Origin of the sequence: Streptomyces erythrochromogenes (genome assembly GCF_040684695.1) — a bacterium.
Taxonomy (GTDB): domain Bacteria; phylum Actinomycetota; class Actinomycetes; order Streptomycetales; family Streptomycetaceae; genus Streptomyces; species Streptomyces erythrochromogenes_C.
Genome location: NZ_JBFBGM010000001.1, coordinates 747,603 through 770,738, shown reverse-complemented (window position 1 = coordinate 770,738; position 23,136 = coordinate 747,603). Strand labels below are relative to the sequence as shown.

Here is a 23,136-nt window from a genome sequence, read left to right as displayed (position 1 = left end):
GTCGGTCAGCACCGGGTAGGCGTTTGTGTAGATGCAGGCGTGCGGGAAACGCTTGGCGCCGTTGTTGAAGCAGTCGGCCGAGTCACAGCGGATACCGTGGTGGGCAGATTGGCGCCCGGCACGCATTCGGGGGTGATTTCCGGCTTCAGGTTCGGGCCGAGGGTCCGCTTCTCCAAGGGGTTCCACCCGTCGTACTTGACCTGGCCGGTTTCAGCCGGAAGAAGATGCGGGTGGCGCGGGTGTCGTTGTAGCCGATGGCGGCGGCCTGGAACCCAATGGTATTGGTGCCCTTCAGGACGGGCTTGCCGTCCACCTTCTTGTAGTACCTGTTCTTGAATTCGCATTCCTGGCACCACTGGAACCGGTTGCAGACGCGGCCGTCGGGGTCTTGGGCATCCGGGGAACCGAGACAGTGGTCCATTCCTCCGGCGGCCCGTTTCGGGCACACCGAAGGAATGGAACCGGGCAACCCCTGCTCACATCAACGGAGAATGCGACAGTTCCTGATCGCATTTGGCTAGTTGTGGTACAGACCTGCCGCCCCCGGCGGCGCTAGTTTCACTCAGCACTCACCTCACAGATCACACACAGGGGAAAGCGATGACGCGCCGTACGAAAACCCGCCTGAGCCGAGGGCTCGGAGCGCTCTTAACCACCGCGACGGCCGCCGTGGGCCTGGTCGCCACCCCGGCCGCCGCCACCCCGGCCGCCGCCATTCCGGCCGCCTCCGGGCAGACGGTCCAGCCCGGCCAGGCCTGTACTGCGGCCGATCTCGGCAAGCGCCACCCGATCATCAAGAGCACGGAGGTCGCCCCGACGATCACCCACTTCAAGGGCTGGTACGTCACCGCGGGCTCGACCGGCAACCAGAACGTCACCACCAGCACCCAGACCACCGTCTCGGTCTCCGTCGGCCTCAACGGCGAGATCAAGGGCGATTTCGCCGTCGAAGCCCTCGGCAGCGTCGGTGCGATGCTGGGCCTGAACGTACAGGTGAACTACTCCTCCACCAGCAGCGAGTCGACCTCAGTCAGCTGGAACTTCAACGACCCCGGCTACTACGGCGTCTACAAGGGCACCAAGAAGGTCACCGGCACCTACGGAAGCCTCAACTGCAACCGCGTCCAACAGGCCGACGGAAGCTGGGCGCTGAAGTGGATCGAGGGACCCGACAGCGGCAGCTACACGACCTACACCGCCCTCGAAGAGGGCGCGGTGCGCTGCGAGGACAAGGTGCCCGCCAACAGCATCATGCGCAAGGCGCAGGGTCTCCTGGACTGCGAGACCCCGGCCCGGGCCGGACACGCACCAGGGCCAGTGGCCTCCGCCAAGGCCACGGCCGGGAACGCGGCAGCGGAGGACACGGTGAAGGACACGGCGGACGAGGCGACCACCGCGCACACCAGTGCGCCCGCCACGCGGGCCGCCCTGAACTGCCAGCCTGACGTCTACAGAATCCACGTCCCCGGCAAGCCCCTGAACTGGAGCGCACCGCTCCTGGCCAACGACGGCATCCGGCTGCGCGAGTCCAACTGGACCAGCGCCCACCTGGACAACTGGCGCCTGTGCAACGTCACGGAGACCAACGGAGTCCTCGAAGCGACTTTGTGGAACTGGGGCAACGGCGGATGCGCGACCATCCCCGCCAACATCGCCAACCAGGAGCAGGCCCACCTGACGACGGCCACCTGCGGTGAGGACGACCTCCAGCGGTTCTACGTCTACCGCGACGTACCCGGCAGCTCGAAGATCGGTCTGCAGAACAAGTACACCGGCTCGATGCTGGGCCACGACCGGTACGCGGACGGAGAGTTGATCCGCCAGTACTCCAGCGGCAGGCAGAACGGTACGGGTACGTACGCCCTGGTGAAGGTCTGACCCTTCCCCGCCTGACGCGGCCCCCTCTGGCCCAGGTCGCCCGACTTGCATCTCGGGTGAACCGAGGTCGGGCGTCCTGGGCCTACGCCACGGACATGCCGTAGACGCCTGAGCGGCTCTGAGTTCCCGGCGGGCACACCGCCTCCAGCCGCAGGTTCCCGCCCACAAGGTCCCGCCACGGCGCGAGCAGGTTCTCGGCGTCGGCGTACCGGCCCAGGACCTTCCAGGACACCACCGGCGCTCCCCCGCCGGCCCCCGCGTGCGCGGCCGACACCAGTGGGCACAGCCGCCCCCACTCGCTGCGCTGCGGGCCAGGAGCTCGACCCGCAGCGGCGGCTCCACCACGTGCGCGCCGCCGCGCGCAGAGGTCCGGCGTCGGGGCGGGACGGTGCGTGCGGGGCAATGGCGACATCGACGCCGAAGACGGGTCGGCCCCCTGCGTCCAGGTCGGCCTTCGCGAACCGCACGGCGCCGGTCACGGTGCCATACCTCCTCCCAGGGCGCACTACAGGAGCCGAGCCACCGGATGCGACACCCGAACGCGTCATCCGGCCAGCGCCGTGGCCGCCGGCACCATCGGGGCTGAGGATCTGCTGTGAGTCCGGTCGGCGAGACCTCTCACCCTTGCGTGAAACGTGAACAACGGGGAGGGTGAGCGTGAACAAGGTGTTCACTGTTTACCGCTGAACGCGCTGACCGTGCCCGGGACGCCCAGCCGGCCGGCGCTGCACACCGAGGTTGTCCATGCAGGGTGTCCACCGTCTTGTGCCCATCAGATTGCGCCGACTCGCGCGGACGCTGCGCCGCCAGGGCGGAGTACCGCCCCAGCCCAGCTCCGCCGGACGCGAACGTGTCGGCGACCGGCCCCCTTCCAGTGGGCTCACCGTCTCCGAGGAAAGACTGCTCGAAGAGGTACCGGGTCTGATCAGCCGCCATGGACGACTAGCCCTCGTACGTGACGACCTCCTCCCTGCCGATGCCCCTGCGGCCAACCTGCGGGCCACTGCAGAGGCACTCGAAGCTGCTGCAGTCCCCTATGCGCTGGTCCCCGATGGCGAGCTCCTTCATCGGGTGGCCATCGCCCCAGGAGACCGGAATGCAGCCTTGAAGGCCTGCGCCTCCGCCTTTACCGGGCTCCCGATCTACGCACGTCTCCTCACGGAGCACGGCGAGGCTGACGACGTACTTGCCGAGGAGCTCCAGACAGCGGTCGAGGCCTTGGAAGCGGGCGGGGACGCAGCCGCGGGCTCCTCGCCGAGCGGCAGAGGCAGGGAAGGGCAGGCTGCGCCTGGTAGGCGTGTGCGGGCTGTGCGCCTCTATCAACCGGTTGTCACCTCCGGACGGACCTTGGCGTACGGGCCTGAGATGGGTTGTGACCTGGAGTTCTGGGAGTACCCGGAGTCCGGCGAAGGAGCCGTCGCCGTTCTGCGTGAAACCCCCTATGGATGGTGGGTTCCCTCTCTGGCCTCCTCGACCGTCAGCCGAATCGGCGGTCGCGACTACCCCGTCGTCGACTGCTTTTCGGGCCGCTTCCCCGAGGACATCGACTTCCCGATCGATGCAGTGATCACATGGGTGGACGCTTCCGACCCTGCCTGGCGACTCCGCCGGGACCAGGCCGCCGAGACGGCAGTAGCTGCCGCTGCCGACAATGACGACGGCTCCCCCAGAGTCGACCTCGCCGAAAACCGGTTCCGTGATCGCGGCGAGCTCCGCTACTGCCTGCGGTCCATAGCCGCCTACGCCCCTTGGGTGCGGCGCGTCTTCCTCGTCACCGACCGCCAGGTTCCGGCATGGCTCATAACGGACCACCCCGGTGTCACTGTCGTCGATCATCGCGAGATGGGCGCTGATCCCCATGCCCCTGCCGTTTTCAACTCGCATGCCATCGAAAGTCGGCTGCATCACATCCCTGGCCTGGCCGAGCACTTCCTCTACTTCAACGACGACATCTTCCTGGGCCGGCTCCAGAAGCCCCAGAACTACTTCCTGCCCTCCGGGCTGCCGAAGGTGTTCCACGACTGGAGAGCTGTTGACCCCGGTGGCCGGGACGGCGACGACGTGTTCACTTCCTCCCAGAAGGTCACCAGGCAGGCTGTCGAGGTTGCCGTCGGCCGCACCTACGCGCACATACTGGCTCACGCCCCCTACCCCATGACGCGCTCGCTCTTCGCCCGTGTCGAGGAACTGCTGCCCGGCCGACTCGCAGCCACCGCCCGGTCGGTGTTCCGTAGCGCCGACGATCTCGCACCTGTCACACTTGCCGCGCACATCGCACTTGCCGAGGGGCACGCGGTAGAGGGGGACGCGCTCTCACACGTCTACGTCAGCACCGCATGCCGCAGCGAGATCGAACGGTTGCCCGTGCTGGTCCGGGAGCGTGAACACGACACCTTCTGTCTTGCCGACGACGAGATTCTTGAAGAATCGGCACTGCCGGCAGCTCAGCAGCGAAACGTCGTCGCTGCCTTCCTAGAGGCGTACTTTCCGGTGCCTTCCCCGTTCGAATAGCCGGACCGGCTCACATCCCGGGGGCAGGGCCTCCACTCTGCGGAGCTGGAGCCGACGATCCCAGGACGGAGATCAGCGGCACCCCGTCAAGCCCGCACCCGGCGCGAGTTCGATACGGAGCCCAGGCGGGCGGCACCGTCATCGCCACCCCCGCGAGCACGGGCCGACGCTGACGATTTGCCGGCTGTCAGTCAGCTCCTCGTACCCGGGCCGCGTACGCGGCGAGGCTCCCGGCCGCCTCCCCGGCCGGATCCCGGTCCCGACATGGAGGTCTTCTCGAAGCGCCCGATGCGGGGCGCCGAGGCTGCTGACCCTCCGGCCGGCCTCCACGCGTGCTCGTCGCGGCCCGCCCGCCGGATCCTTGCGCTGGGGGCTCGCGGATCAGGCCGGGTAGCCTCAGCCGCGTGCCTCGCCATGCGAAGAAGCCCAGACGGCTGGTCGTCGACGGACGCGTGTTCATGTGGACCATGCGCCATACCCACCGGAGGGACGACGAGGGCCGGGCCGCGGACTGCCGCCAAACCCTCACGCTGTCCCCGCAGCCCGCCGGCACCGGAGGCCCGCTGCGCATCGTCTTCGCCGACGGCCCCGGCCGGTACGTCCCGGGCGGGGCTCCCTTCGGCTCCGGGGACGTGGGCTTCACGCGGGGCGCCGACCTGAACCTGCACGAGCCGGGCGCCGTGCGGGCCCTGCTCGACGTGGCGATGGCCCGTGGCTGGCAGCCGGGAGAGCGACGCCCGGTGGAGATCGACGGCTGGTCCCTGCTGGTGGAGGCGGCAGCCGCGCGAGCCGGGGGCGCCGGCCCCGAGAGTCCGTAGGGGCGGCCGACGGACGACTCCGTGGGCCCACCGTTCTGCACCACGGGCACACACTGCCCCGGGCCTCCGCCGGCCATGTCCTGCGGGGGAGGGTGCGGTGGTCGAATCCGTCCTGGTCGCAGATGAGCATGCGCCGCCTCCCGAGAACGGCAACGGGCCAGCCTAGAACGGCCGGGTGGGGTGTCCGCCAGCCCTCTCCCCCGTTCTGCGGCGCGGCTGCGTCCGAATCAAGTCGATCGTTACGCACACTTACCGACCGCATTCGATCGCCTCGCTTCGCATCTTGACCGCTTGCCGCGTCCCCGGAGCGCAGGACTCGTTCAAACCGTCTGCACGGGTGAATCGCACAGACTGCCGCCAAGGGCGCAGATGTCCTGATATGCGCTACGGGACGCCCTGGCGGGACTAGAACGGGTGCCCCCCACGCACCGACCGGCCCGTCCGGTCGGCGACTTCGAGAGGACGGCCTCGTGAGCCACTCGCAGGACGACAACCCGATCACCCCCGTCACCCCGGCGCAGTTGAACCGGATCGCCGGGCAGGGCATCTTCACCTCGCCCACTTCCGTCGACCCGGCCGCCGTCAACGTCGCCGAGGCGCTGGTCGCCACCCTGAACGGCTCGGCCGAGGCCCCGCTGCTCACCCCCGAACTCCAGAAGCTGACCGAGCAGGTGCGGCAGAAGGCGGCCATCGGCTTTCCCCGCATCACCGCCGACGACGGAGTACGGCTCTCCGCGCACACGATCAAGCTCAACACCTCGGAGCCCCGTCCCGTCGTGATCGTGCCGTCGGGCTGGACGCCCTTCGGCTGGATCCTCTTCGAGTACGCGTACCTGCAGCTGGCGCTGCGCGGCTACCACGTGCTGGCCTACACCCCTCGGGGCATCGGCCTCACGTCTCCCCTCCCGGGCGGCTCCTTCATCGACGCGCCCTGGACCTCCGAGGGCACGATCGACGTGGCCGGCCCGCTGGACTGGGCCGACGGCTCCACGGTCATCGACTACGCGCAGCAGCACTTCGACCCGAGCAGGATCGTCTTCCTCGGCGAGTCCTACGGGTCGGGCATCAGCCAGCTGGTGGCGGCCCACGACCCGGCGGCCCGGGTGGACGCGGTCGTCGCCCTCAGCACGTGGGGCGACCTGGCCGACAGCCTCTGCCAGAACGAGACCCGGCACCTGGCGGCGGTCAAGGCGCTGATCTCCTTCACCGGCGGCCCGGTCGAGCGGAAGTTCAACCCGGCCATGCAGCAGATCCTGGCGGACTTCGAGAAGGGCGAGAACCTCGACGAGGTCGTGGCCTGGGGCAAGGAGCGGTCGCCGTCCTCGTACGCCGACCAGACCAACGCCCGCGGCATCCCCACCTTCTTCTCCAACACCTGGCACGAGACGCTGTTCCCCGTCAACACCGTCGTCGAGCACTTCGAGCGGCTCACCGTGCCCAAGCACCTCAACCTGTGGATCGGCGACCACGCGGCACCCGAGGGCGCCGGACTCACGATCCCGTCCAGCGGGCCGAACCTGCCCGTCGAGGAGGCGTTCGCCTGGCTCGACCACCACGCGCTCGGTGCCGACAACGGGGTTGGCGGCTGGCCCGCGGTCAACAGCCAGATCATGTTCACCTACAAGACCGCGGACGACGCCATCACCGAACCGGCCGTCCGCGAGCCCCGCGAGGCGTGGTCGGACGTCACCACCTCCACCGAGACCTGGTACCTCACCACCACCGGGTCGGGGCGGCAGGACGGCGGCCTCGGCACCGCGCCGGAGTCGGGATGGAAGTCCGAGTTCACCGCCGGGGAACTCACCGAGGCCACCGCGGTGGACGCCGTCATCACGACGGGCCAGGCCGAGTGGAAGGGCAACCCGAAGACGTACACCACCGGTACCTTCGACCGCCGGCGCCTCGCCGTGTGGAGCGGCGGCCCGCTCCAGGCCGGCCGCCGCATCCGCGGTGTCCCCGAGCTCACGCTGACCGTCCGCAGCTCGGCGACCGCCACGACCCTGGTGGCCTACCTGTTCGACGTCGCGCCCGACGACACCGCCCGGATCATCACGCACGAGCCCCTCACCGTGTCGGAGCTGTCCCCCGGTGAGGACCGCACGGTCGCCTGGCGGCTCCAGGCGGCCGGCTACGACCTCGCCGCGAACCACCGGCTCATGCTCGTGGTGAACGGCAGGGACCAGCTCTACTCCGACGCGGGCAACGGTGCCCGCAGCACCACCACGATCACGTCCGCCGAGGACGCCGCCCGCCTGGTTCTGCCCCTGGGATAGTTCCCGGGCCGGGGACAGGACACCCGCGCCGCGTCTCCCCCACCCCGCCGGGGCGGTGGAGGCGGGGCGCGAAGGGTGACATAGCGTGCCCCTCATGGATCAGGAGCACATGTCCGGACCGGCCGCCGCCGTCGAAGGCACGGGCGCGGGCGGCGGCGACGGCGCGGTCGACGGCGGCGACGGCACGGTCGACGGCACGGCCAGGCGGCGGTTCCTCGCGATCGCCACGGGCGCAGCGACCGCCGCGGGACTCGGCGCGGCGGCCGGCTGCGCCGGCGGGGACGGGGGCGGGAACCTCCGGGCCGGCGCCGGCGAGAAGGGCGCCGCCCCCGCGCCGGACGGCAAGCCGCCCGCCGGAGGGTCGCAAGGCTTCGACGTGAAGGCCGAGAACGCCCGCCCGGGCAACGCCGACTGGGCCGTGACGAAGGCCGGGCCGGCGCGGGCCGTCGAGGGCTTCGCCGACAAGGTCAGTGTGCTGCCCGGTGAGTCCTTCGGCCTGTACGTGTCGACGACCGCACCCCGGTTCACCGTCTCCGCCTACCGCATGGGCTGGTACGCCGGCGCCCGCGCCCGGCTGGTGTGGCGTTCGCAGGCCCTGACCGGAGTGCGGCAGCCCGAGCACACCGTGGATCCCGGCACCCGGATGGTCCGCACGCGGTGGGCCCGGACCACCACCGTCGAGACGAAGGACTGGCCGGAGGGCAGCTACCTGCTGCGCCTCGACGCGCAGGGCGGCGAGGGCGGCCAGCGTTTCGTACCGGTGACCGTCCGGTCGGCGGCGACGGCCGGGCGCACGGTCGTGGTCAACGCCGTCGCCACCTGGCAGGCCTACAACCGGTGGGGCGGGTACGGCAGTTACGACGGTCCCAGCGGCGGCTACGCCTCGCGCTCCCTCGCCGTGTCCTTCGACCGGCCGTACGAGTACGACGACGGCGCGGGCCTGTTCCTGGTGTACGAGGCCCCGCTGATCGCACTGGCCGAACGGCTCGGCATACCCCTGGCCTACGCGACCACCACGGACGTGGCGCGGGAGAAGCGGCTGCTGGAGGGCGCCGCCGCGGTGCTCTCCCTCGGGCACGACGAATACTGGTCGCCCGAGCAGCGCGCCCACTTCACGGCCGCCCGCGACTCCGGCACCAACATCGCGGTCCTGGGCGCGAACTGCTGCTTCCGCCGGATCCGGCTGGAGGCCTCCGAGCTGGGGCCGGACCGCACCCTGGTCTGCTACAAGTCCTCCTACGCCCAGGACCCGGGCTTCAAGAGGGGCCATCCGGCGACCGTGGACTTCCGCTCGGCTCCCGGAGCGGACCCGGAGAGCTCCCTGCTCGGCGTGATCTACGACGGCTACCCGGTGGACGCCCCGTACGTGGTGACCCACCCCGGCCATTGGCTGTTCGAGGGCACCGGGGTGAAGGCCGGCGACCGCTTCGAGCACCTGGTCGGGGTGGAGTACGACAAGGTCGACACCGGTTTCACGACGCCCCGGCCGATCGAGATACTGGCCCACTCCCCCGTGGTGTGCGAGGGCCGCCCCAGCCACCAGGACACGGCGTACTACACGGTGCCCAGCGGTGCCGGGGTCTTCGCGACGGGCACGATGCGGTGGGTGGAGGCCCTGGACGCGACGGGCGACGGCCGCAGCGGACGCAACCACGGCCTGGACGCGCGCTCCGGTGCGCTGACGACCCGGGTGACGGAGAACCTCCTGCGGGCGTTCGCGGCGGGCCCGGCCGGCCGCTCCCATCCGGCGCAGGACAACGTCAGGGCGGTGTACGGGGGTTCGTGATCCGGGGGTGGCGGAAACGGGCTTGGCTCCGGCCCGCCGGGATGTCTAGGATCGTGATCACGGCATCGCGTGTCGGTCACCGACCGGGTGAGGCATGGAGGTGCCCGTGAGGTGCCTTCCGGAGGCATTCACCCATGGCCGTACAGCTCAACCACACGATCATCCACTCCCGTGACAACCGGGAGTCCGCCGAGTTCCTGGCGAACATCCTCGGTCTCGAAGTCGGCACCGAGTGGGGGCCGTTCGTCCCCGTCGACACCGCCAACGGCGTCACCCTGGACTTCGCGACCATCCCGGCCGAGTCCATCACCCCGCAGCACTACGCCTTCCTCATCTCCGAGGAGGAGTTCGACACGGCGTTCGAGAAGATCCGCTCGGCAGGGGTCCCGTACTTCGCCGACCCGCACCGCAGGCTCCCGGGCGAGATCAACCACAACGACGGGGGCCGCGGCGTGTACTTCACGGACCCCGCCGGGCACGGGATGGAGATCATCACGCGCCCGTACGGCTACCAGGAACCCGCCGCCACGGGCAGGTAGACCACGTGGGGCGAGCCCGTGTCGGGGTGGACCTCGACACGGGCCCGCACCCCGTACACCTCGGCCAGCAGCTCCTCGGTGAGTACCTCGCCCGGCGGCCCCGAGGCCGCGACCCGGCCGCCCGCGAGGACGTACAGCCGGTCGCAGAACGCGGCCGCGAGGTTCAGGTCGTGCAGGACGAGAAGGCCGGTGGCGGGCAGGGCCCGGACCAGGCCGAGGACCTCCAACTGGTAGCGGATGTCGAGGTGGTTGGTCGGCTCGTCGAGCGCGAGCAGTCCCGGGTCCTGGACGAGGGCCCGGGCCACCAGGACGCGCTGGCGTTCGCCCCCGGACAGCTCGTCGAAGCGGCGGGCCGCGAAGGGGCCCGCGCCGACGGTCTCCAGGGCGTCGGCGACGCGCCGCACGTCGTCCGGGCCGTCCTGCTCCCAGAAGCGCTTGTGCGGACTGCGGCCCATGGCCACGACCTCGCGGACGGTCAGCCCGAAGGTGCCGCTCGCGTCCTGCGGCACCACGGCCACGCGCCGCGCCCGTTCCTTGACGGTGAGCGCGCCCGCGTCCGCGCCGTCCAGCAGCACCCGGCCGGCGGTCGCCCGCAGGGCCCCGTAGACGCAGCGCAGCAGGGTGGTCTTGCCGCTGCCGTTGGGACCGACGACGCCCACCGTCTCGCCGGGCCGGGCGGTGAGGTCGATCCCGTGGAGCAGGACGTGCCCGTCGGTCTCGTAGCGCACGCCCTCGACGGCCAGTTCCACCGGTCGGGCCGGTCCGGTCCCTTCCGTCGCCCGGTCCTCCGTCGCCCGGTCCTCCGTCATCCCATCACCCCTTCGGTACGGCTGGAGCGGCGCAGCATCCAGAGGAAGAACGGCCCGCCGACGAGCGCGGTGACCACGCCCACCGGTATCTCCTCGGGGGCGGCCGCCGTACGGGCGATCAGGTCGGCCAGGATCAGGAACACCGCCCCGCCCAGGGCGGCGACGGGCAGCAGGGCCCGGTGTCCGGCGCCCACGACCATCCGGGCGGCGTGCGGGACCATCAGCCCGACGAAGCCGATGGCCCCGCTGCACGCGACGAGCACGCCGATGACGAGGGAGGTCAGGACGAACACGGCGGCGCGGAAGCGTCCGGTGTCCAGTCCCAGGGTGTGCGCGCCCTCCTCCCCGGTCAGGAGCAGGTCGAGCGGCCGGGCGAGGGTGAGGAGCAGGGCTCCGCCGACGAGCAGCGCGACGGTCGGCAGGGCCAGTTCGTCCCAGCGGGCGCCGCCGAGACCGCCGAGGGTCCAGAACAGCACCGAGCGGATCTGGTCGGGGTGCGCGGCGAGCACGAGGACGAGGCTGGTGACGGCGGACAGGATGTACTGGACGGCCACGCCGGCCAGGATCAGCCGGCCGGTCGTCATGGTGCCGCCGCGCCGGGCCATCGCGTAGACGGCGACGAGCGCGGCCATGGACCCCGCGAACGCGGCCAGCGGCACGCCCATGCCGAATCCGGCCGCGGCCGTACCGAAGACGATCACGAGGACGGCTCCGGCGGAGGCCCCGGAGGAGGCGCCGAGGAGGAACGGGTCCGCGAGCTGGTTGCGCACCAGGGCCTGGAGCACGGTGCCCGCGACGGCGAGGCCCGCTCCGACGACGGCGCCGAGGAGGATCCGCGGCATGCGCACGTCCCAGACGATGGAGGCGAAGGCGCCGGTGGGCCGGTTCCCCGACAGGCCCCCGACGACGATGTCGAGGACCCGGCCGGGGGCGATCCGTACGGGCCCCAGCGCCAGGCCCGCGATCGCCGAGACGGCGAGCGCGGCGGCCAGGACGGCGAGGACCGCGCCGGTGCGCAGCCTCACGCGGGGTTCGGGTGGAGCTGGCTGCCCAGCGATTCCACCGCGTCCGCCACGCGGACGCCGAGGACGGCCGAGGAGAGCGGCAGGACGACGAACCGCCGGTTCTTGACGGCGGGCACCTCGGCCAGTGCCGGGTCGTTGAGCAGGCGCTGCTTCTTGGCCTCGACGGTGGTGCCGCCGTAGTCGTAGATGAGGACGACCTCGGGCTTGCGCTCGATGACCTTCTCCCAGGCGACGTCGCCGAAGGTGTCCTGGAGGTCGGCGAAGACGTTGGTGCCGCCGGCGAGGGAGATGATCTCGTTGCCCACGCCGTTGCCCCCGGAGGTGGAGGCGGTGGCCTCGCCGGAGTCGTAGGCGAAGACGGTCGGCCGGGGCCGGTCCTTGACGCGGGCGGCCACGGCGTCGATGCGGCGCTGCTCGTCCTCGATGAGCTTCGCGCCCCGGTCGGGTACGCCGAAGGTCCGCGCGACCTCGGTGATCTCGGTCTTGAGCTGGTCGAGGCCGACTTTGCCCCCGGTGCAGTACTCCACGTTGAGGCGGGAGTTGATGCCGGACGCGGCGAGGCCCTCGCGGTCGCGGCCCTGCGCCTTGTCGAAGGCGCTGGCGTAGCCGCCGTAGACGAAGTCCGGGTCGGCCCCGAGCAGGACCTCCTTGGACGGGTACTCCTCGGCCAGCACCTTGATCTTGTCGTAGGCGGGCTTGTAGGCGGGCAGCACGGCGTCGTCGAGGTAGGCGGTACCGGCGATCCGGTCGCCGAGGCCGAGGGCGAGCATCAGCTCGGTGGCGTGCTGGTTCATGGTGACCGCCCGCCGGGGCGGGGCCTGGTAGGTGCTGCTGACACCGCAGTTGGTGAGGGTGTACGGGAAACCGGGCGCGGCGGAGGCGTCGGCCGCGGCCCCGTCCTGCCCGGCCCCGGGCGAACCGGCGCAGGCGGTCAGGGATATCAGGAGCGCGACGGGGGTGAACGCGCGCAGGGCGGCGCGGGAACGCGACATGGCGGGGCCTCTCCGGGGGATCCGCGTCCCCTGGTCGACGTGAAGGAGCAGGGGCGGTGCGTCAGTGTCTGACTCCCGGCGTCCCGTGCGGGGACGACCGGTCACAGTGGCGGGACCGCACCGGAATCGCACCGGTTTCCTGTCCTGCACCGCCTGGTTGTGCGCCCAGTCTGCCAGAACGCCCAAGCGACCCGGGGCGGCCCCCCGCCCCGCCCTCCGGGACACCACCCGCCGGCGGGCTCTCGCCGGCGCACCCGCCCCGAAGCCGGCGGGCAGACGGACGGCAGGTCGGGTATGGGCGCGGCAGAGCCCCGTCGAAGCTTCGACGGGGCTCATGCCCGGCAGGGGCGGCAGGATTCGAACCTGCGGCCTACGGTTTTGGAGACCGTTGCTCTGACCAGCTGAGCTACACCCCTTCGGCGAGACCAACCATGGCACGGCCGGGCCCGGCGATCCAGTGAATTCCCCTCGAGTCGCCCGACGGGATCAGCGGCAGAGCTCCATGATCATGTCGTCGAAGCCGGGGAACTCCTCGGCGGCCAGCTCGACCACCGCGCCGGCCGTACGCCGCGCGTCGGGGGCGAACCGGTCCGCGACGGCCGTCAGGGCTTCGTCCGGGCGCGAGGTCAGGTCGGCCCCGTACGGCGCGGCCGCCTCGTACGGGCCGCAGCCGTCGGCCAGCAGCCACAGGAAGTCGCCCAGATCGCGCGCCACGACGCCGGTCTCCCCCTCGGACCCGAAGAAGACCACGGGCTGTTCGGCGAGCGGCCGGCCCGGGCGGACCAGCCAGAACGCCGCGTACCCGCCGGAGCCGTCCTGGCCGAAGACGCGGAAGGCACTGCCGTCCAGGTCGTTGTTCCCCGTCCACGCCCGCAACCAGTCGTCGGTGTCCTCGGCGGACAGGAAGGCCTCGAAGGGCTCGAAGTCGACTCCGTCGCCGTCCGCGTAGTCGAAGGGGACCGCCAGGGCGGCGGCGAGGGCGGCGGGGAACTGTCGATCGTCGGTGAGCGTCACTCGCACACACTAACGGGACGGCGTCGGCGGGTCAGGCCTGGGCCGGAAGGTAGCCGCCGCGGGAGGTGCCGGAGCCCAGCAGGTGCGGCCAGTCCAGCGTCTGCGGCAGTGCGTCGAGGGACAGGACCACGGCCCCGCCCGCCCGTTCCGCGTCCGCGCACCAGTCGGCCATGTCGCCGGGCCGCAGGCTCCCGTCCGACCCGTCGAGCACCGGCGCGACCATCGCGGGAACGACGAGCCCGGCGTCGCCGGGACCGTCGACGACGCACAGCGTCAGCTTGGGGACGATGCTCCACCCGTCGCAGCGGGGCACCGCCCCGTCCTGCGCGGCCAGCGCCGGCAGGGCGGCGTGCACGGGAGCTCCGGCCATCAGCAGGACCGGGGTGGCGCCTCGGACGAACAGGGTCTTCTCGGGATCGAGCAGCATCGGGCCACCCTCGCAGATCGGTGCGGCCGAGTTCCGGCCACCCCCTTGACCACTCTGGTCCAGACCAATAGTTTCCGGCATGCACCGCCGCACGCGCTCACGCCCACTCCTCGCATCCGCAAAGGAAGCCCATGCGCCGCAGCATGCTCGGCAGACTGGCCGTAGCCGCCTGTTCCCTCTCCCTGCTGACCGCCTTCGCCCCCGCCGCCGTCGGCGCGGACGGCGGCGCCACCGCCGCGGGCGGATCCGGCCGCTCGTACAAGAAGGTCGGCTACTTCACCCAATGGGGCGTCTATGGACGGGACTTCCAGGTCCAGGACCTCGATGCGAACGGCTCCGCCGGCAAGCTCACCCACATCAACTACGCCTTCGGCAACGTCAGCGCCGAGGGCAAGTGCTTCACCGGGAACGTCCCCGGCGAGGCCGACGCCTGGGCCGACTACGCCCGCCCGCTGGACGCCGCGAACTCCGTCGACGGGGTCGCCGACACCTGGGACCAGCCGCTCGCCGGCAACTTCAACCAGCTGCGCGAGCTCAAGGCCAAGCACCCCGGACTCAAGGTGCTGATCTCGCTGGGCGGATGGAGCTGGTCCACCCACTTCTCCGACGCCGCGCTGACGCCGGCGTCCCGCAAGGCGTTCGTCGAGTCCTGCATCGACCTCTACATCAAGGGCAACCTCCCCCAGGACGGCACCCGCGGCGGCGCCGGAGCCGCCGCCGGCGTGTTCGACGGGATCGACCTCGACTGGGAGTGGCCCGGCTCCGCCGGCGACACCGACACGAAGTACCGGCCCGAGGACAAGCGCAACTTCACCGCCCTCGTCAAGGAGTTCCGCACCCAGCTCGACGCGTACGCGCGCAGCCAGAAGAGGAAGGCCGCGTACGAGCTGACCGCCTTTGTCCCGACCGCCCCCGCCAAGATCGACGCGGGCTTCGACGTCCGCCGCATCATGCGCGACCTGGACTTCGTCAACCTCCAGGGCTACGACTTCCACGTATCCGGCGAACCGAGGACCGCGCAGCAGTCCGCCCTGTACGCCCGCGGCGACTTCAGCGTCCACGGCACCGTGGAGGCCTGGCAGCGGCGCGGCGCACCCGCGCACAAGCTCGTGATGGGCATGCCGTTCTACGGGCAGGGCTGGACCGGAGTCAGTGGCGGCGGGGACGGCCTGGGCCAGCCCGCCACCGGGCCGGCCCCGGCCACCTGGGCCGCCGGGTACGAGGACTACAAGGCGCTGAAGAAGCTCGCCGATTCGGGCGCCTACCAGGTCCACCGCGACCGGCGGGGCGGCCACGCCTGGCTCTTCGACGGCACCACCCTGTGGACGTACGACGACCCCCAGGTGCTGCGCGCCAAGACCGGCTACATCCGCGAACACGGCCTGGGAGGCGCCATGTTCTGGTCCCTCGACGCGGACACCGCCGACGGGGAGCTGATGACGGCCGTCGACCGGGGCCTGCGCGGCCGCTGACCGGCGCCGCCGGGCCGTGGACGTCCGTCCGGCCCGGCGGCGCCCCTCCACGTACGCTCCCCGGCATGACGCAGCAGCAGAAGCAGCAGCAGAAGCAGACCCAGGCGCTTACGCGGGCGGATTCGACGGTGCGGGCGGTCAACCGCCTCACCACGCGCTGGGCCGCGCTGGCCGCTCCCGGCACCGGAGGGACCGTCTTCACCGCGGCCGGGGTCTGGCCGCTGCTCGCCCTGCTCGCGGACGGCGCCGGCGGGCCCGCCCGCGACGAACTGGCGCAGGCGCTGGGCATACCCGCCGAGGACGCGGCCGGGGCCGCGCGGGAGCTGCTGGCCGCGCTGGCCGGCGTACGGGGGCTCGGCACCGCGACCGGCCTGTGGGCCGCGGCCGGCCTGCCGCTGGCGGAGGGGTGGTCGGCGAAGCTCCCGCCCGGCAGCCGGGGCACCCTGACCGGGGACCCGGACGGGGACACCAGGACCCTGGACGGATGGGCGTCGGACCGGACCGGCGGCCTGATCGAACGCATGCCGGTCACCCTCCGGCAGGACACCCGCCTCGTCCTCGCCTCCGCGCTCGCGCTCACCCTGAAGTGGGCGGAGCCCTTCCGGGAGTTTCCGGGCCGGCCGTCCGAGGGCCCCTGGGCCGGGCGCGCCCTGCGGCAGCTCTCGCGCACCACGTCCTCGCTGGATCCGGTACGGGTGGCCGAAGGCGCGGCCGGGCCGGTCACGGCCCTTACGGTCGCCGGCGCCGGCGACACGGACCTGGACGTGCACCTGCTCCTCGGCGCCCCGGCGGCGCCGGCCGCCGACGTCCTGGCGACCGGTGTCGCGGCCGCCTGCGGAGCCCTCCCCTCGGTCGCCGGCCCGGCCCTCCCGGACGGAACCCCCGGACCCGGCCTGGCGATCGCGACCGTGGAGGCGTTCGGCCCGCAGCCCCGGCTGTCCGTGTCCACGGCGGCCTTCTCGCTGTCCGCGGAGCACGACCTGCTGGAGGACGCGGCGCTGTTCGGGCTCCTGACCGCGACCGACGGGGCCCGGGGGCACTTCCCCGGCATCAGCGCCGAACCGCTGGCCATCGGCTCGGCACGGCAGTCGGCCGTGGCCCGGTTCCACGCCGCGGGGTTCGAGGCGGCCGCCGTGACCGCCATCGCCGCCAGGCCCGGCGGGGCTCCGCGGCAGCCGGTGCACCGGGCCCGGCACGCCGAGGTCCGGCTCGACCGGCCGTTCGGGTTCCTGGCCGTCCACCGCACCTCCGGGCTGGTCCTCGCCGCAGGCTGGGTCACCGATCCGGATCCGGCGGCTCAGCCCGGGCCCGGGGCCCCCGGCCTGCTCCCTCCGCCGCCCTTCCCCGGTGTGCGGCCGCCAACGCCGCCGTCTCGGTGAAGGCGGGGACCCGCCCGGTGCCGCCGCGGCCGGAGACCGACAGCGAGGCGGCGGCGGCGCCGTGGGCCACGGCGTCCGCCAGGGTGTCGCCGAGGACGAGCCGGGCGGTCGCGGTGCCCGTGAAGCAGTCGCCCGCACCCGTCGCGTCGACGGGCGCCGGGTTCACGGGCACCGGGTGGTAGTCGGCACGCGTGCCGTCGTCCAGCAGCAGCCGGCCGGCGCCCGCGGTCACCGCCACCGCACCGGCCCCCAGCGCGCGCAGGCGGGCGGCGGCCGTGCTCGGGTCGGCGGTGTCGACGAGGGCCAGCGCGTCGGCCGGACAGGAGGCTTTGAGCAGCCCGGTCAGCGGGGCGATCCGGGCGAGCAGCTCGCGGGCCTCGGCCCGGCCGGTCAGCCGGGGGCGGAAGTTGGGGTCGTACGTCAGGTGCCCGCCCGAGGTGTGGACCAGGCGGGCGGCGGCCAGGACGGCGGCCCTGCTGCTCGGTGACAGCGCACCGGTGATCCCGCTGGTCACGAGCGCCCCGCAGCGGGTCAGCAGGGCGCGCCAGGATCCGATGTGCCGCGGCGCGAGGGTGGATCCCGCGCTGCCGGTGCGCCAGTAGACGAACTCGCGGTCGCCGTCGGGGTCGGCGGAGAGCAGGTAGGCGCCGTTGGGTCGCGGGGCGCGGCGGACGTGGGAGACGTCCACACCGAGTTCGGCGGCCCTGCGCAGCAGCGGGACGCTGAGCTCGTCGTCCCCGACCACGGCCAGCAGGGCGGTGCGGGCTCCGGCGGCGGCCGCCGCGGCCGCCGCGTTGAGGGCGTCGCCGGAGTAGGAGAGACGGGCCCCGGTGCCGGCGGCGGCCTCGCGCAGAGCGGTGCCCGCGTGGATCTCGACCAGGACCTCACCGAGTACGAGGACGTCGTAGCCCGTGGCGGCCCGCCCGGTCACGGCCGGAGCCCCCGCGCCCCGGCTCCCGGTCACCCGCCCGGTCACGGCCGGAGCCCCGGGGCCGTGGCGTCACGGCCCGCCGGTCCCCCGCGACCGGGCACCCCGCGGCCGGGCCCCACCGCCCGGGAGCGGGTGAACACGGCGGCGAGCGCGTCCGGGTCGGCCGGCAGTCCGCTGCCGATGCCGACGGCGGTGGCTCCGGCGGCGATCCAGTCGGGGACCTCCCCGGGCCGGATGCCGCCGGCCGGGACGAGCACCGCGTCCGGCAGGACGGCGCGGAGGGAGCGGATGAACCCCGGGCCGCCCACATGGGCCGGGAAGACCTTGGCCGCTCCGGCCGCCCGGACGGCGGAGGCGATCTCGGCGGGGGTGAATCCGCCCTCGATGAAGACGGCTTCGCGTCGCGCGGCGACCTCGCGGACCTCGGGCGCCGGGTACGGGGAGACCAGGAAGGCGGCGCCCGCGTCCAGGGCGGCCCGGGCCTGCGCGGCGGTCGTCACCGTCCCCACGCCGATCAGGGCGGACCGCCCGTGGCAGTCGGCCAGTTCGGCCGTACGGGCGACGGCCCCGGGCCAACCGGGGGTGGAGGTGGTCAGCTCCACCGCGCGGCAGCCGGCGGCGAGCAGGGCGGTGGTGGCGTGGACGGCCTCGTCGGCACCGGTGTTGCGCAGCACCGGAAGGAGCCGCTGGGCGGCCAGCACCTCGTACGGGTGGCTGGACATGGGAACCCTCCCCACTTGTTCCACGTAGTGGAACTGCGTATCGTTTGATGGAACGATGTGGTCCAGACCATACACACTCAGGGAGTTGTCGTGCCGACGAACGGCGAGGAAGACCCCGTCCCCGGCGGAGTGCGCGCGGGCCGGTCGTCGGCCGCCGGTTCGGCGGCGGAGAAGTCCCTGCGCGTCCTGGAGGCGGTGGCGGCCCCGGGCGGCCCGCACCGGCTGACCGATGTGGCGGCGGCCGCCGCCGTGCCCAAGTCGAGCGCTTTCCGCATCCTCGCCTCCCTGGTCGACCAGGGCTTCGTCCGCCAGGAACCCGAGAGCCGCTACGGGGTGGGGCCGCGGCTGCGCGCGCTGTCCGCCCTGGTCGACGGCGGACAGCCGGCCGGGATCGGGCGCATCCTCGGCGAACTGCAGCGGAGCACCGGACAGACGGTCCACCTCGCCCTGCACACCGGGGAGACCATCACCTACATCCGCAAGCTGGAGGGCGACCAGCCCTTCCGGACGGCCTCCCGGGTCGGCCTGCGGATGCCGCTCCACACGACGGCCATCGGCAAGGCCGTCCTGGCCCACCTGCCCGCCGGGGAGGTGGCCGAGCGCGTCGCCGCCACCGGACTGCCGCGCCGGACACCGAACACCCTCACCACCCCGCAGGCCCTGTACGCGCAGTTGGAGGCGGTCCGCTCCCGCGGCTACGCGCTCGACGACGAGGAGAACGAGCCCACCATCCGCTGCATCGGGGCGGCGGTGCTCGGACCGTCGGGCCGGCCGGTCGGCGGGGTCAGCGTCACCACCGTCACCTTCCTCGTCCCCCGGGAGGAGATCGAGTCGTACGCGCCCGCCCTGCGCGCCGCCGCGGAGGCGCTTGCTCCCCTTCTGTGACCCCGGTGGGTGCCCGGAATTGGCCTCCGGGAAAATTCTTCCGATTAACTGTTATCGAGGCCCCCGTCGGCGGTCTCCCATGTATCGGGCATCATCGACCGCCGGTACGGACAGGGACACTCACATGACTACTCAGCACACCGCAGCGCTGGTGGCAGCGGCCCGCGCGGGCGATCCCCGCGCGCAGGACGAGCTCGTCGGCACCCACCTCCCGCTCGTCTACAACATCGTCGGGCGGGCCCTGGGCGGCTCCTGCGACGTGGACGACGTGGTGCAGGACACGATGCTGCGGGCCCTCGACGGGCTGGGCGGCCTGCGCGCGGACGAGTCCTTCCGGTCCTGGCTGGTGGCCATCGCGATGAACCGGGTGCGGGCGCACTGGCAGGCCCGGCAGAGCGGATTCGGCGAGAGCACCCTGGAGTCGGCCTGGGACGTGGCCGACCCCGGCGCGGACTTCGTCGACCTGACCGTCGTACGCCTCAACCTGTCGGGCCAGCGCCGTGAGACGGCCCGGGCGACGCGCTGGCTGGAGCCCGACGACCGGGGGCTGCTGTCCCTGTGGTGGCTGGAGTGCGCCGGGGAGCTGACCCGGGCGGAGGTCGCCTCGGCCCTGGAGCTGTCCCCCCAGCACACGGCGGTCCGGGTGCAGCGGATGAAGGCGCAGCTGGAGGCGGCGCGGGTGGTCGAGCGCGCCCTGGACGCCCAGCCGGGCTGCGAGGAGCTGCGGTCCGTGCTGGCGGGCTGGGACGGTCAGCCGTCGGCGCTGTGGCGCAAGCGAATAGCCCGTCACGCGCGTGAGTGCGTACGGTGCTCCGGGCTGTGGAGCGGCCTGGTCCCGGCCGAGGGGCTGCTGGCCGGTCTGGCTCTCGTCCCGGTCTCGGCGGCCCTGCTGGAGGCGGTGCGCACGACCGGAACGGCCGGCTTCGCCCCAGCCGCCTTCGCGGACGACGCGCTCGCCGTGAACGGCGCGCACGGCGCCGACGGCGGGTTCGGCCCCGACGGCGGGTTCGGCGAAGCCGCGACGCAGCTCACCCCGGTGGCCAGTACGGGTGCCGGCGGCCGGGGCGCCCTGCGCAAGCGCCGGCAGGGCCGGCGCCGGGTGGTCGGCGGCGCGGTGGTCGCCGCCTGCGTCGCCGGCGGCGGCCTGGTCTACGTCGGAGGACTCCCCGGTTCGGGCAGCGCGAAGGAGGACGCGGGCGCGTCCGCGGCGCCGCTGGCGGCGCTCTCGGCCACGGAGTCCGCCGGAGCCCCCTCCCCGTCGTCGTCCCCCTCGCCCTCCGCCTCGGCCTCCCCCTCCCCCTCCGTGTCGGCCTCGGCGAGCCCGTCGGCCAGCCCGAGCCCCACGCAGAGCCGCAGCACCTCGCCCAGCCCGCGCACCTCGGCGCCCAAGCCGGCGCCCGCGCCGCCGGGCATCGCCGGCCAGGTGGTGGCGCTGGTCAACACCGAGCGGGCGGCGGCCGGCTGCGGCCCCCTCAAGGAGGACCCGCAGCTGCGGGCCGCGGCGCAGGGGCACTCCGACGACATGGCCGCACGGAGCTTCTTCGACCACACCAACCCGGACGGCAAGGACCCCGGGCAGCGCACGACGGCGTCCGGCTACCGCTGGTCGACGTACGGCGAGAACATCGCCAGGGGCCAGCAGAACGCGCAGTCGGTGATGGACTCGTGGATGAAGAGCCCGGGCCACCGCGCGAACATCCTCAACTGCTCCTTCAAGGACATCGGCGTGGGTGTCCACCAGGGCGCGGGCGGCCCCTGGTGGACGCAGAACTTCGGCGCCAAGTAGGAGGCGCCCGCCGGGCGGCCGGGCCGGAGCCCCGGCCGCCTCAGCCACGGGCGAGCGCGCGCAGTCCCGCGACGCAGTCCGGGTGGCTCGGGGCCCAGCCCAGCTCCGCCTTCGCCCTGGCGTTGGACACCCGCATGTTCGTCGTGACCATCCGGTGGACGTACGGGTAGGCGCGCATCAGCCAGGTCGGAGCGTTCAGGGGCTTCGGAGCGGCGAACGCCTCCGCGACCGCCTTCACGTGCGCGCCGAAGCCCATCGGCGTGTCGTCGACGATGTTGTAGGCCTGTCCGGCCCGGCCGCCCTCGACGGCGAGCGCCACGGCCCGGCCGGCGTCCGCGAGGTCGACCCAGGGCAGGATCCGCCCGTGGTCGGCGACCGCGGGGAGCTTGCGCCGGCGCAGCAGCTCCACGAGGGCGTCGGTGCCGCCGGCCCCGTAGAACAGGCCGAACCGCAGGGCGATCCCCTCGATGTCCCCGGCGCCCAGGACGAGTTGCTCCTTGACCCGCATGGCCTCCACGTGCCGGTCCACCGCACGGTCTCCGGCCGGTCCGAACGGGTCCCCGGCCTCGGTGACCACATGCCGGCCGAAGTCGCGGTAGCCGTACCCGAAGACCATCGATTCGGCGATGACGCGCCGGGCACCGAGTTCGCGGGCGGCCTCCATCAGGTGCCCGGTCCCGATGAGCCGCAGGTCGTCGGTGGCGTACATGTCCCGGTGTCTCATCGGGGCGTCGCGCAGGGCGGTCGCGGCGTGCACCACCGTGTCGATCCGCAGGCCCTCGACCGCGCGCAGCAGCCCGTCACGGTCCATCAGGTCGGCCCGCACATCGGCGTCCGCGCCGCGGCCGAGGCCGGTCACGGTGTGGCCGGCGCGGGTGAGCGCGGCGGTGATGTGGCGTCCCAGGACTCCGCTCGCCCCGGCCAGCAGTACGTTCTTGGTGTCGGTCATACCCTCAGGACCGGCGGCCGGCGGCGGATGTGACACCCGGGCGCGTGACCCGCGTCACGTCTCTCCCCCGCATCACTCCCGTTCCCCGTGCTCCTCCCTTTCCCCGCGTCACTCCCGTACGTCATCGCTCCGCGCCGGCCGGGCGCCTGCCCCGGGCCGCCCATGCGCGGGCGGCGAGGGCGACCGAGCCGTCGGGGCGGACGGGGAGGCTCGCGGCGAGCCGCCCGCGCAGCCGATCACGGGCCCCGGGGGTGAGGGTCGCGACGTAGCCGGGCGCCGGCCCCTGGCCGGAGAGGAACGGCTCCCACAGGTCCTCGAAGCGGCCGAAGACCGTGGGCACCTCGATGGGGGCGACCGTCACGTCGACCAGCCCGGCACCGCTCCAGAGGCCGCGCAGCGGGCCGGGCCGGCACAGCGTGAACCGGCGGCCCTCGTCGAGTGCCGCGGCGGCCGGATCGAGGGCGGTCGCGGCGTCCCAGAAGCGGCGCAGGAGGGCCATGCCGTCGGCGTAGTCCCAGACGTACGCGGCGACGAGGCCGCCCGGCCGGACCACCCGGGCGGCCTCGGCGACGGCCGTCCCGGGCGGTTCGAGGAAGTTGAGGGCGAGCCCGCTGACGACCGCGTCGCACACGGCGTCGCGCAGCGGCAGCGCCGACGCGTCGGCCACGGCGAAACGGGCGGGCCCGGGCACGGCGGCGGACCGGGCCGCACGCACGAACTCCCCGGACCGGTCCAGCCCCAGTACGGTGCGCGGCCGGCACCGGGATGCGACGGCCCCGGTCAGTGCCCCGGTGCCGCAGCCGACGTCCAGCCAGCACAGTCCGGCCGGTTCGCCGAGCCGTGCCACGAACACCTCGGCGACCCGGCGGCTCCACCGTCCCATGTACCGCTCGTAGGCGTCGCCCTCCGCCCAGACGTCGGACGGGCCTCCCTCCCGCAT

At 73.0% G+C, this 23,136-nt stretch carries 19 protein-coding genes, 1 tRNA gene, 1 pseudogene and 1 riboswitch; of the genes and pseudogenes, 10 read left to right on the top strand and 11 right to left on the bottom strand.

What is annotated here, in order from left to right; translation table 11 throughout:
* Positions 1-600 precede the first annotated feature (600 nt).
* Positions 601-1,878 (top strand): hypothetical protein, encoded by a 1,278-nt coding sequence (locus AB0O53_RS03320; RefSeq protein ID WP_365192981.1) that lies wholly within the window; start codon positions 601-603, stop codon positions 1,876-1,878.
* 136 nt (positions 1,879-2,014) lie between these two features.
* Here AB0O53_RS03320 and AB0O53_RS03315 read toward each other — a convergent pair.
* Positions 2,015-2,384: pseudogene (locus AB0O53_RS03315) on the bottom strand (DNA polymerase III subunit alpha); the annotation flags it as partial.
* A 238-nt stretch (positions 2,385-2,622) separates the two neighbouring features.
* On the opposite strand from AB0O53_RS03315, the gene AB0O53_RS03310 reads away from it, so the two are divergent.
* From AB0O53_RS03310 to AB0O53_RS03290, 5 genes are all read left to right on the top strand, one after another.
* Complete coding sequence (locus tag AB0O53_RS03310; protein WP_365192979.1) at positions 2,623-4,389, top strand: stealth family protein; 1,767 nt, start codon at positions 2,623-2,625, stop codon at positions 4,387-4,389.
* Positions 4,390-4,793: 404 nt separating this feature from the next.
* On the top strand, positions 4,794-5,207 hold the full coding sequence (locus AB0O53_RS03305) for a hypothetical protein (protein WP_350989397.1): 414 nt from the start codon (positions 4,794-4,796) through the stop codon (positions 5,205-5,207).
* A gap of 470 nt (positions 5,208-5,677) precedes the next feature.
* On the top strand, positions 5,678-7,480 hold the full coding sequence (locus tag AB0O53_RS03300; protein ID WP_365192977.1) for an alpha/beta fold hydrolase: 1,803 nt from the start codon (positions 5,678-5,680) through the stop codon (positions 7,478-7,480).
* 94 nt (positions 7,481-7,574) lie between these two features.
* Positions 7,575-9,266 (top strand): N,N-dimethylformamidase beta subunit family domain-containing protein, encoded by a 1,692-nt coding sequence (locus AB0O53_RS03295; protein WP_365192975.1) that lies wholly within the window; start codon positions 7,575-7,577, stop codon positions 9,264-9,266.
* A 134-nt stretch (positions 9,267-9,400) separates the two neighbouring features.
* The gene (locus tag AB0O53_RS03290) at positions 9,401-9,805 is read left to right on the top strand and encodes a VOC family protein (RefSeq protein WP_365192973.1); all 405 of its coding nucleotides are present in this window, start codon (positions 9,401-9,403) and stop codon (positions 9,803-9,805) included.
* Here the strand turns inward: AB0O53_RS03290 and AB0O53_RS03285 are convergent.
* The 6 genes from AB0O53_RS03285 to AB0O53_RS03260 all read right to left on the bottom strand — a co-directional run bounded on the left by AB0O53_RS03285 (position 9,775) and on the right by AB0O53_RS03260 (position 14,072).
* Positions 9,775-10,614 carry an ABC transporter ATP-binding protein gene (locus tag AB0O53_RS03285; protein WP_365192971.1) on the bottom strand — a complete coding sequence of 280 codons (840 nt, stop codon included), beginning with the start codon at positions 10,612-10,614 and terminating at the stop codon, positions 9,775-9,777. The genes AB0O53_RS03290 and AB0O53_RS03285 overlap by 31 nt on opposite strands.
* On the bottom strand, positions 10,611-11,639 hold the full coding sequence (locus AB0O53_RS03280; RefSeq protein ID WP_350989387.1) for a FecCD family ABC transporter permease: 1,029 nt from the start codon (positions 11,637-11,639) through the stop codon (positions 10,611-10,613). The genes AB0O53_RS03285 and AB0O53_RS03280 overlap by 4 nt, the downstream gene beginning before the upstream one ends.
* Positions 11,636-12,631, bottom strand: coding sequence for an ABC transporter substrate-binding protein (locus tag AB0O53_RS03275; protein WP_350989386.1), 996 nt, complete (start codon positions 12,629-12,631; stop codon positions 11,636-11,638). Before AB0O53_RS03275 ends, AB0O53_RS03280 begins: the two co-directional genes overlap by 4 nt.
* A gap of 62 nt (positions 12,632-12,693) precedes the next feature.
* Positions 12,694-12,773, bottom strand: a riboswitch (cobalamin riboswitch).
* A 200-nt stretch (positions 12,774-12,973) separates the two neighbouring features.
* Positions 12,974-13,047, bottom strand: a tRNA-Trp gene (locus tag AB0O53_RS03270).
* Positions 13,048-13,117: 70 nt separating this feature from the next.
* Entirely contained in the window at positions 13,118-13,645 is a 528-nt protein-coding gene (locus tag AB0O53_RS03265) for an SMI1/KNR4 family protein (RefSeq protein WP_365192968.1), read from the bottom strand.
* 31 nt (positions 13,646-13,676) lie between these two features.
* Positions 13,677-14,072 carry a hypothetical protein gene (locus tag AB0O53_RS03260; protein WP_350989382.1) on the bottom strand — a complete coding sequence of 132 codons (396 nt, stop codon included), beginning with the start codon at positions 14,070-14,072 and terminating at the stop codon, positions 13,677-13,679.
* Positions 14,073-14,203: 131 nt separating this feature from the next.
* Here AB0O53_RS03260 and AB0O53_RS03255 point away from each other — a divergent pair, with 131 nt between their 5' ends.
* Both AB0O53_RS03255 and AB0O53_RS03250 read left to right on the top strand, forming a co-directional pair.
* Complete coding sequence (locus tag AB0O53_RS03255) at positions 14,204-15,544, top strand: glycoside hydrolase family 18 protein (protein ID WP_350989380.1); 1,341 nt, start codon at positions 14,204-14,206, stop codon at positions 15,542-15,544.
* A gap of 65 nt (positions 15,545-15,609) precedes the next feature.
* The gene (locus AB0O53_RS03250; protein WP_365192966.1) at positions 15,610-16,923 is read left to right on the top strand and encodes a serpin family protein; all 1,314 of its coding nucleotides are present in this window, start codon (positions 15,610-15,612) and stop codon (positions 16,921-16,923) included.
* Here the strand turns inward: AB0O53_RS03250 and AB0O53_RS03245 are convergent.
* Together AB0O53_RS03245 and AB0O53_RS03240 are read right to left on the bottom strand one after the other, a co-directional pair.
* A complete protein-coding gene (locus AB0O53_RS03245; protein WP_350989376.1) occupies positions 16,820-17,854 on the bottom strand; it encodes a PfkB family carbohydrate kinase in 1,035 nt (344 codons plus the stop codon). The two genes, AB0O53_RS03250 and AB0O53_RS03245, sit on opposite strands and share 104 nt — an antisense overlap.
* A gap of 41 nt (positions 17,855-17,895) precedes the next feature.
* Positions 17,896-18,576: a bifunctional 4-hydroxy-2-oxoglutarate aldolase/2-dehydro-3-deoxy-phosphogluconate aldolase gene (locus AB0O53_RS03240; RefSeq protein ID WP_350989374.1), complete on the bottom strand. Its 681-nt coding sequence runs from the start codon at positions 18,574-18,576 to the stop codon at positions 17,896-17,898.
* A gap of 90 nt (positions 18,577-18,666) precedes the next feature.
* Between AB0O53_RS03240 and AB0O53_RS03235 the strand changes: the two genes are divergently transcribed.
* Together AB0O53_RS03235 and AB0O53_RS03230 are read left to right on the top strand one after the other, a co-directional pair.
* The gene (locus tag AB0O53_RS03235) at positions 18,667-19,461 is read left to right on the top strand and encodes an IclR family transcriptional regulator (RefSeq protein ID WP_365192964.1); all 795 of its coding nucleotides are present in this window, start codon (positions 18,667-18,669) and stop codon (positions 19,459-19,461) included.
* Between the two features lie 124 nt (positions 19,462-19,585).
* Positions 19,586-21,247 (top strand): sigma-70 family RNA polymerase sigma factor, encoded by a 1,662-nt coding sequence (locus AB0O53_RS03230; RefSeq protein WP_365192962.1) that lies wholly within the window; start codon positions 19,586-19,588, stop codon positions 21,245-21,247.
* A 40-nt stretch (positions 21,248-21,287) separates the two neighbouring features.
* On the opposite strand, the gene AB0O53_RS03225 is transcribed toward AB0O53_RS03230, so the two are convergent.
* Positions 21,288-22,196 (bottom strand): NAD-dependent epimerase/dehydratase family protein, encoded by a 909-nt coding sequence (locus AB0O53_RS03225; RefSeq protein WP_350989368.1) that lies wholly within the window; start codon positions 22,194-22,196, stop codon positions 21,288-21,290.
* Between the two features lie 121 nt (positions 22,197-22,317).
* On the bottom strand, positions 22,318-23,136 hold the full coding sequence (locus AB0O53_RS03220; RefSeq protein ID WP_365192960.1) for a class I SAM-dependent methyltransferase: 819 nt from the start codon (positions 23,134-23,136) through the stop codon (positions 22,318-22,320).

What these genes read in the sequence shown, in the direction of transcription:
- AB0O53_RS03320 (WP_365192981.1), top strand. Translation starts at nt 601, where the DNA reads ATGACGCGCCGTACGAAAACCCGCCTGAGCCGAGGGCTCGGAGCGCTC.
- AB0O53_RS03310 (WP_365192979.1), top strand. Translation starts at nt 2,623, where the DNA reads ATGCAGGGTGTCCACCGTCTTGTGCCCATCAGATTGCGCCGACTCGCG.
- AB0O53_RS03295 (WP_365192975.1), top strand. Translation starts at nt 7,575, where the DNA reads ATGGATCAGGAGCACATGTCCGGACCGGCCGCCGCCGTCGAAGGCACG.
- AB0O53_RS03290 (WP_365192973.1), top strand. Translation starts at nt 9,401, where the DNA reads ATGGCCGTACAGCTCAACCACACGATCATCCACTCCCGTGACAACCGG.
- AB0O53_RS03285 (WP_365192971.1), bottom strand. Translation starts at nt 10,614, where the DNA reads ATGACGGAGGACCGGGCGACGGAGGACCGGGCGACGGAAGGGACCGGA.
- AB0O53_RS03275 (WP_350989386.1), bottom strand. Translation starts at nt 12,631, where the DNA reads ATGTCGCGTTCCCGCGCCGCCCTGCGCGCGTTCACCCCCGTCGCGCTC.
- AB0O53_RS03260 (WP_350989382.1), bottom strand. Translation starts at nt 14,072, where the DNA reads ATGCTGCTCGATCCCGAGAAGACCCTGTTCGTCCGAGGCGCCACCCCG.
- AB0O53_RS03255 (WP_350989380.1), top strand. Translation starts at nt 14,204, where the DNA reads ATGCGCCGCAGCATGCTCGGCAGACTGGCCGTAGCCGCCTGTTCCCTC.
- AB0O53_RS03250 (WP_365192966.1), top strand. Translation starts at nt 15,610, where the DNA reads ATGACGCAGCAGCAGAAGCAGCAGCAGAAGCAGACCCAGGCGCTTACG.
- AB0O53_RS03240 (WP_350989374.1), bottom strand. Translation starts at nt 18,576, where the DNA reads ATGTCCAGCCACCCGTACGAGGTGCTGGCCGCCCAGCGGCTCCTTCCG.
- AB0O53_RS03230 (WP_365192962.1), top strand. Translation starts at nt 19,586, where the DNA reads ATGACTACTCAGCACACCGCAGCGCTGGTGGCAGCGGCCCGCGCGGGC.
- AB0O53_RS03225 (WP_350989368.1), bottom strand. Translation starts at nt 22,196, where the DNA reads ATGACCGACACCAAGAACGTACTGCTGGCCGGGGCGAGCGGAGTCCTG.
- AB0O53_RS03220 (WP_365192960.1), bottom strand. Translation starts at nt 23,136, where the DNA reads ATGCGGGAGGGAGGCCCGTCCGACGTCTGGGCGGAGGGCGACGCCTAC.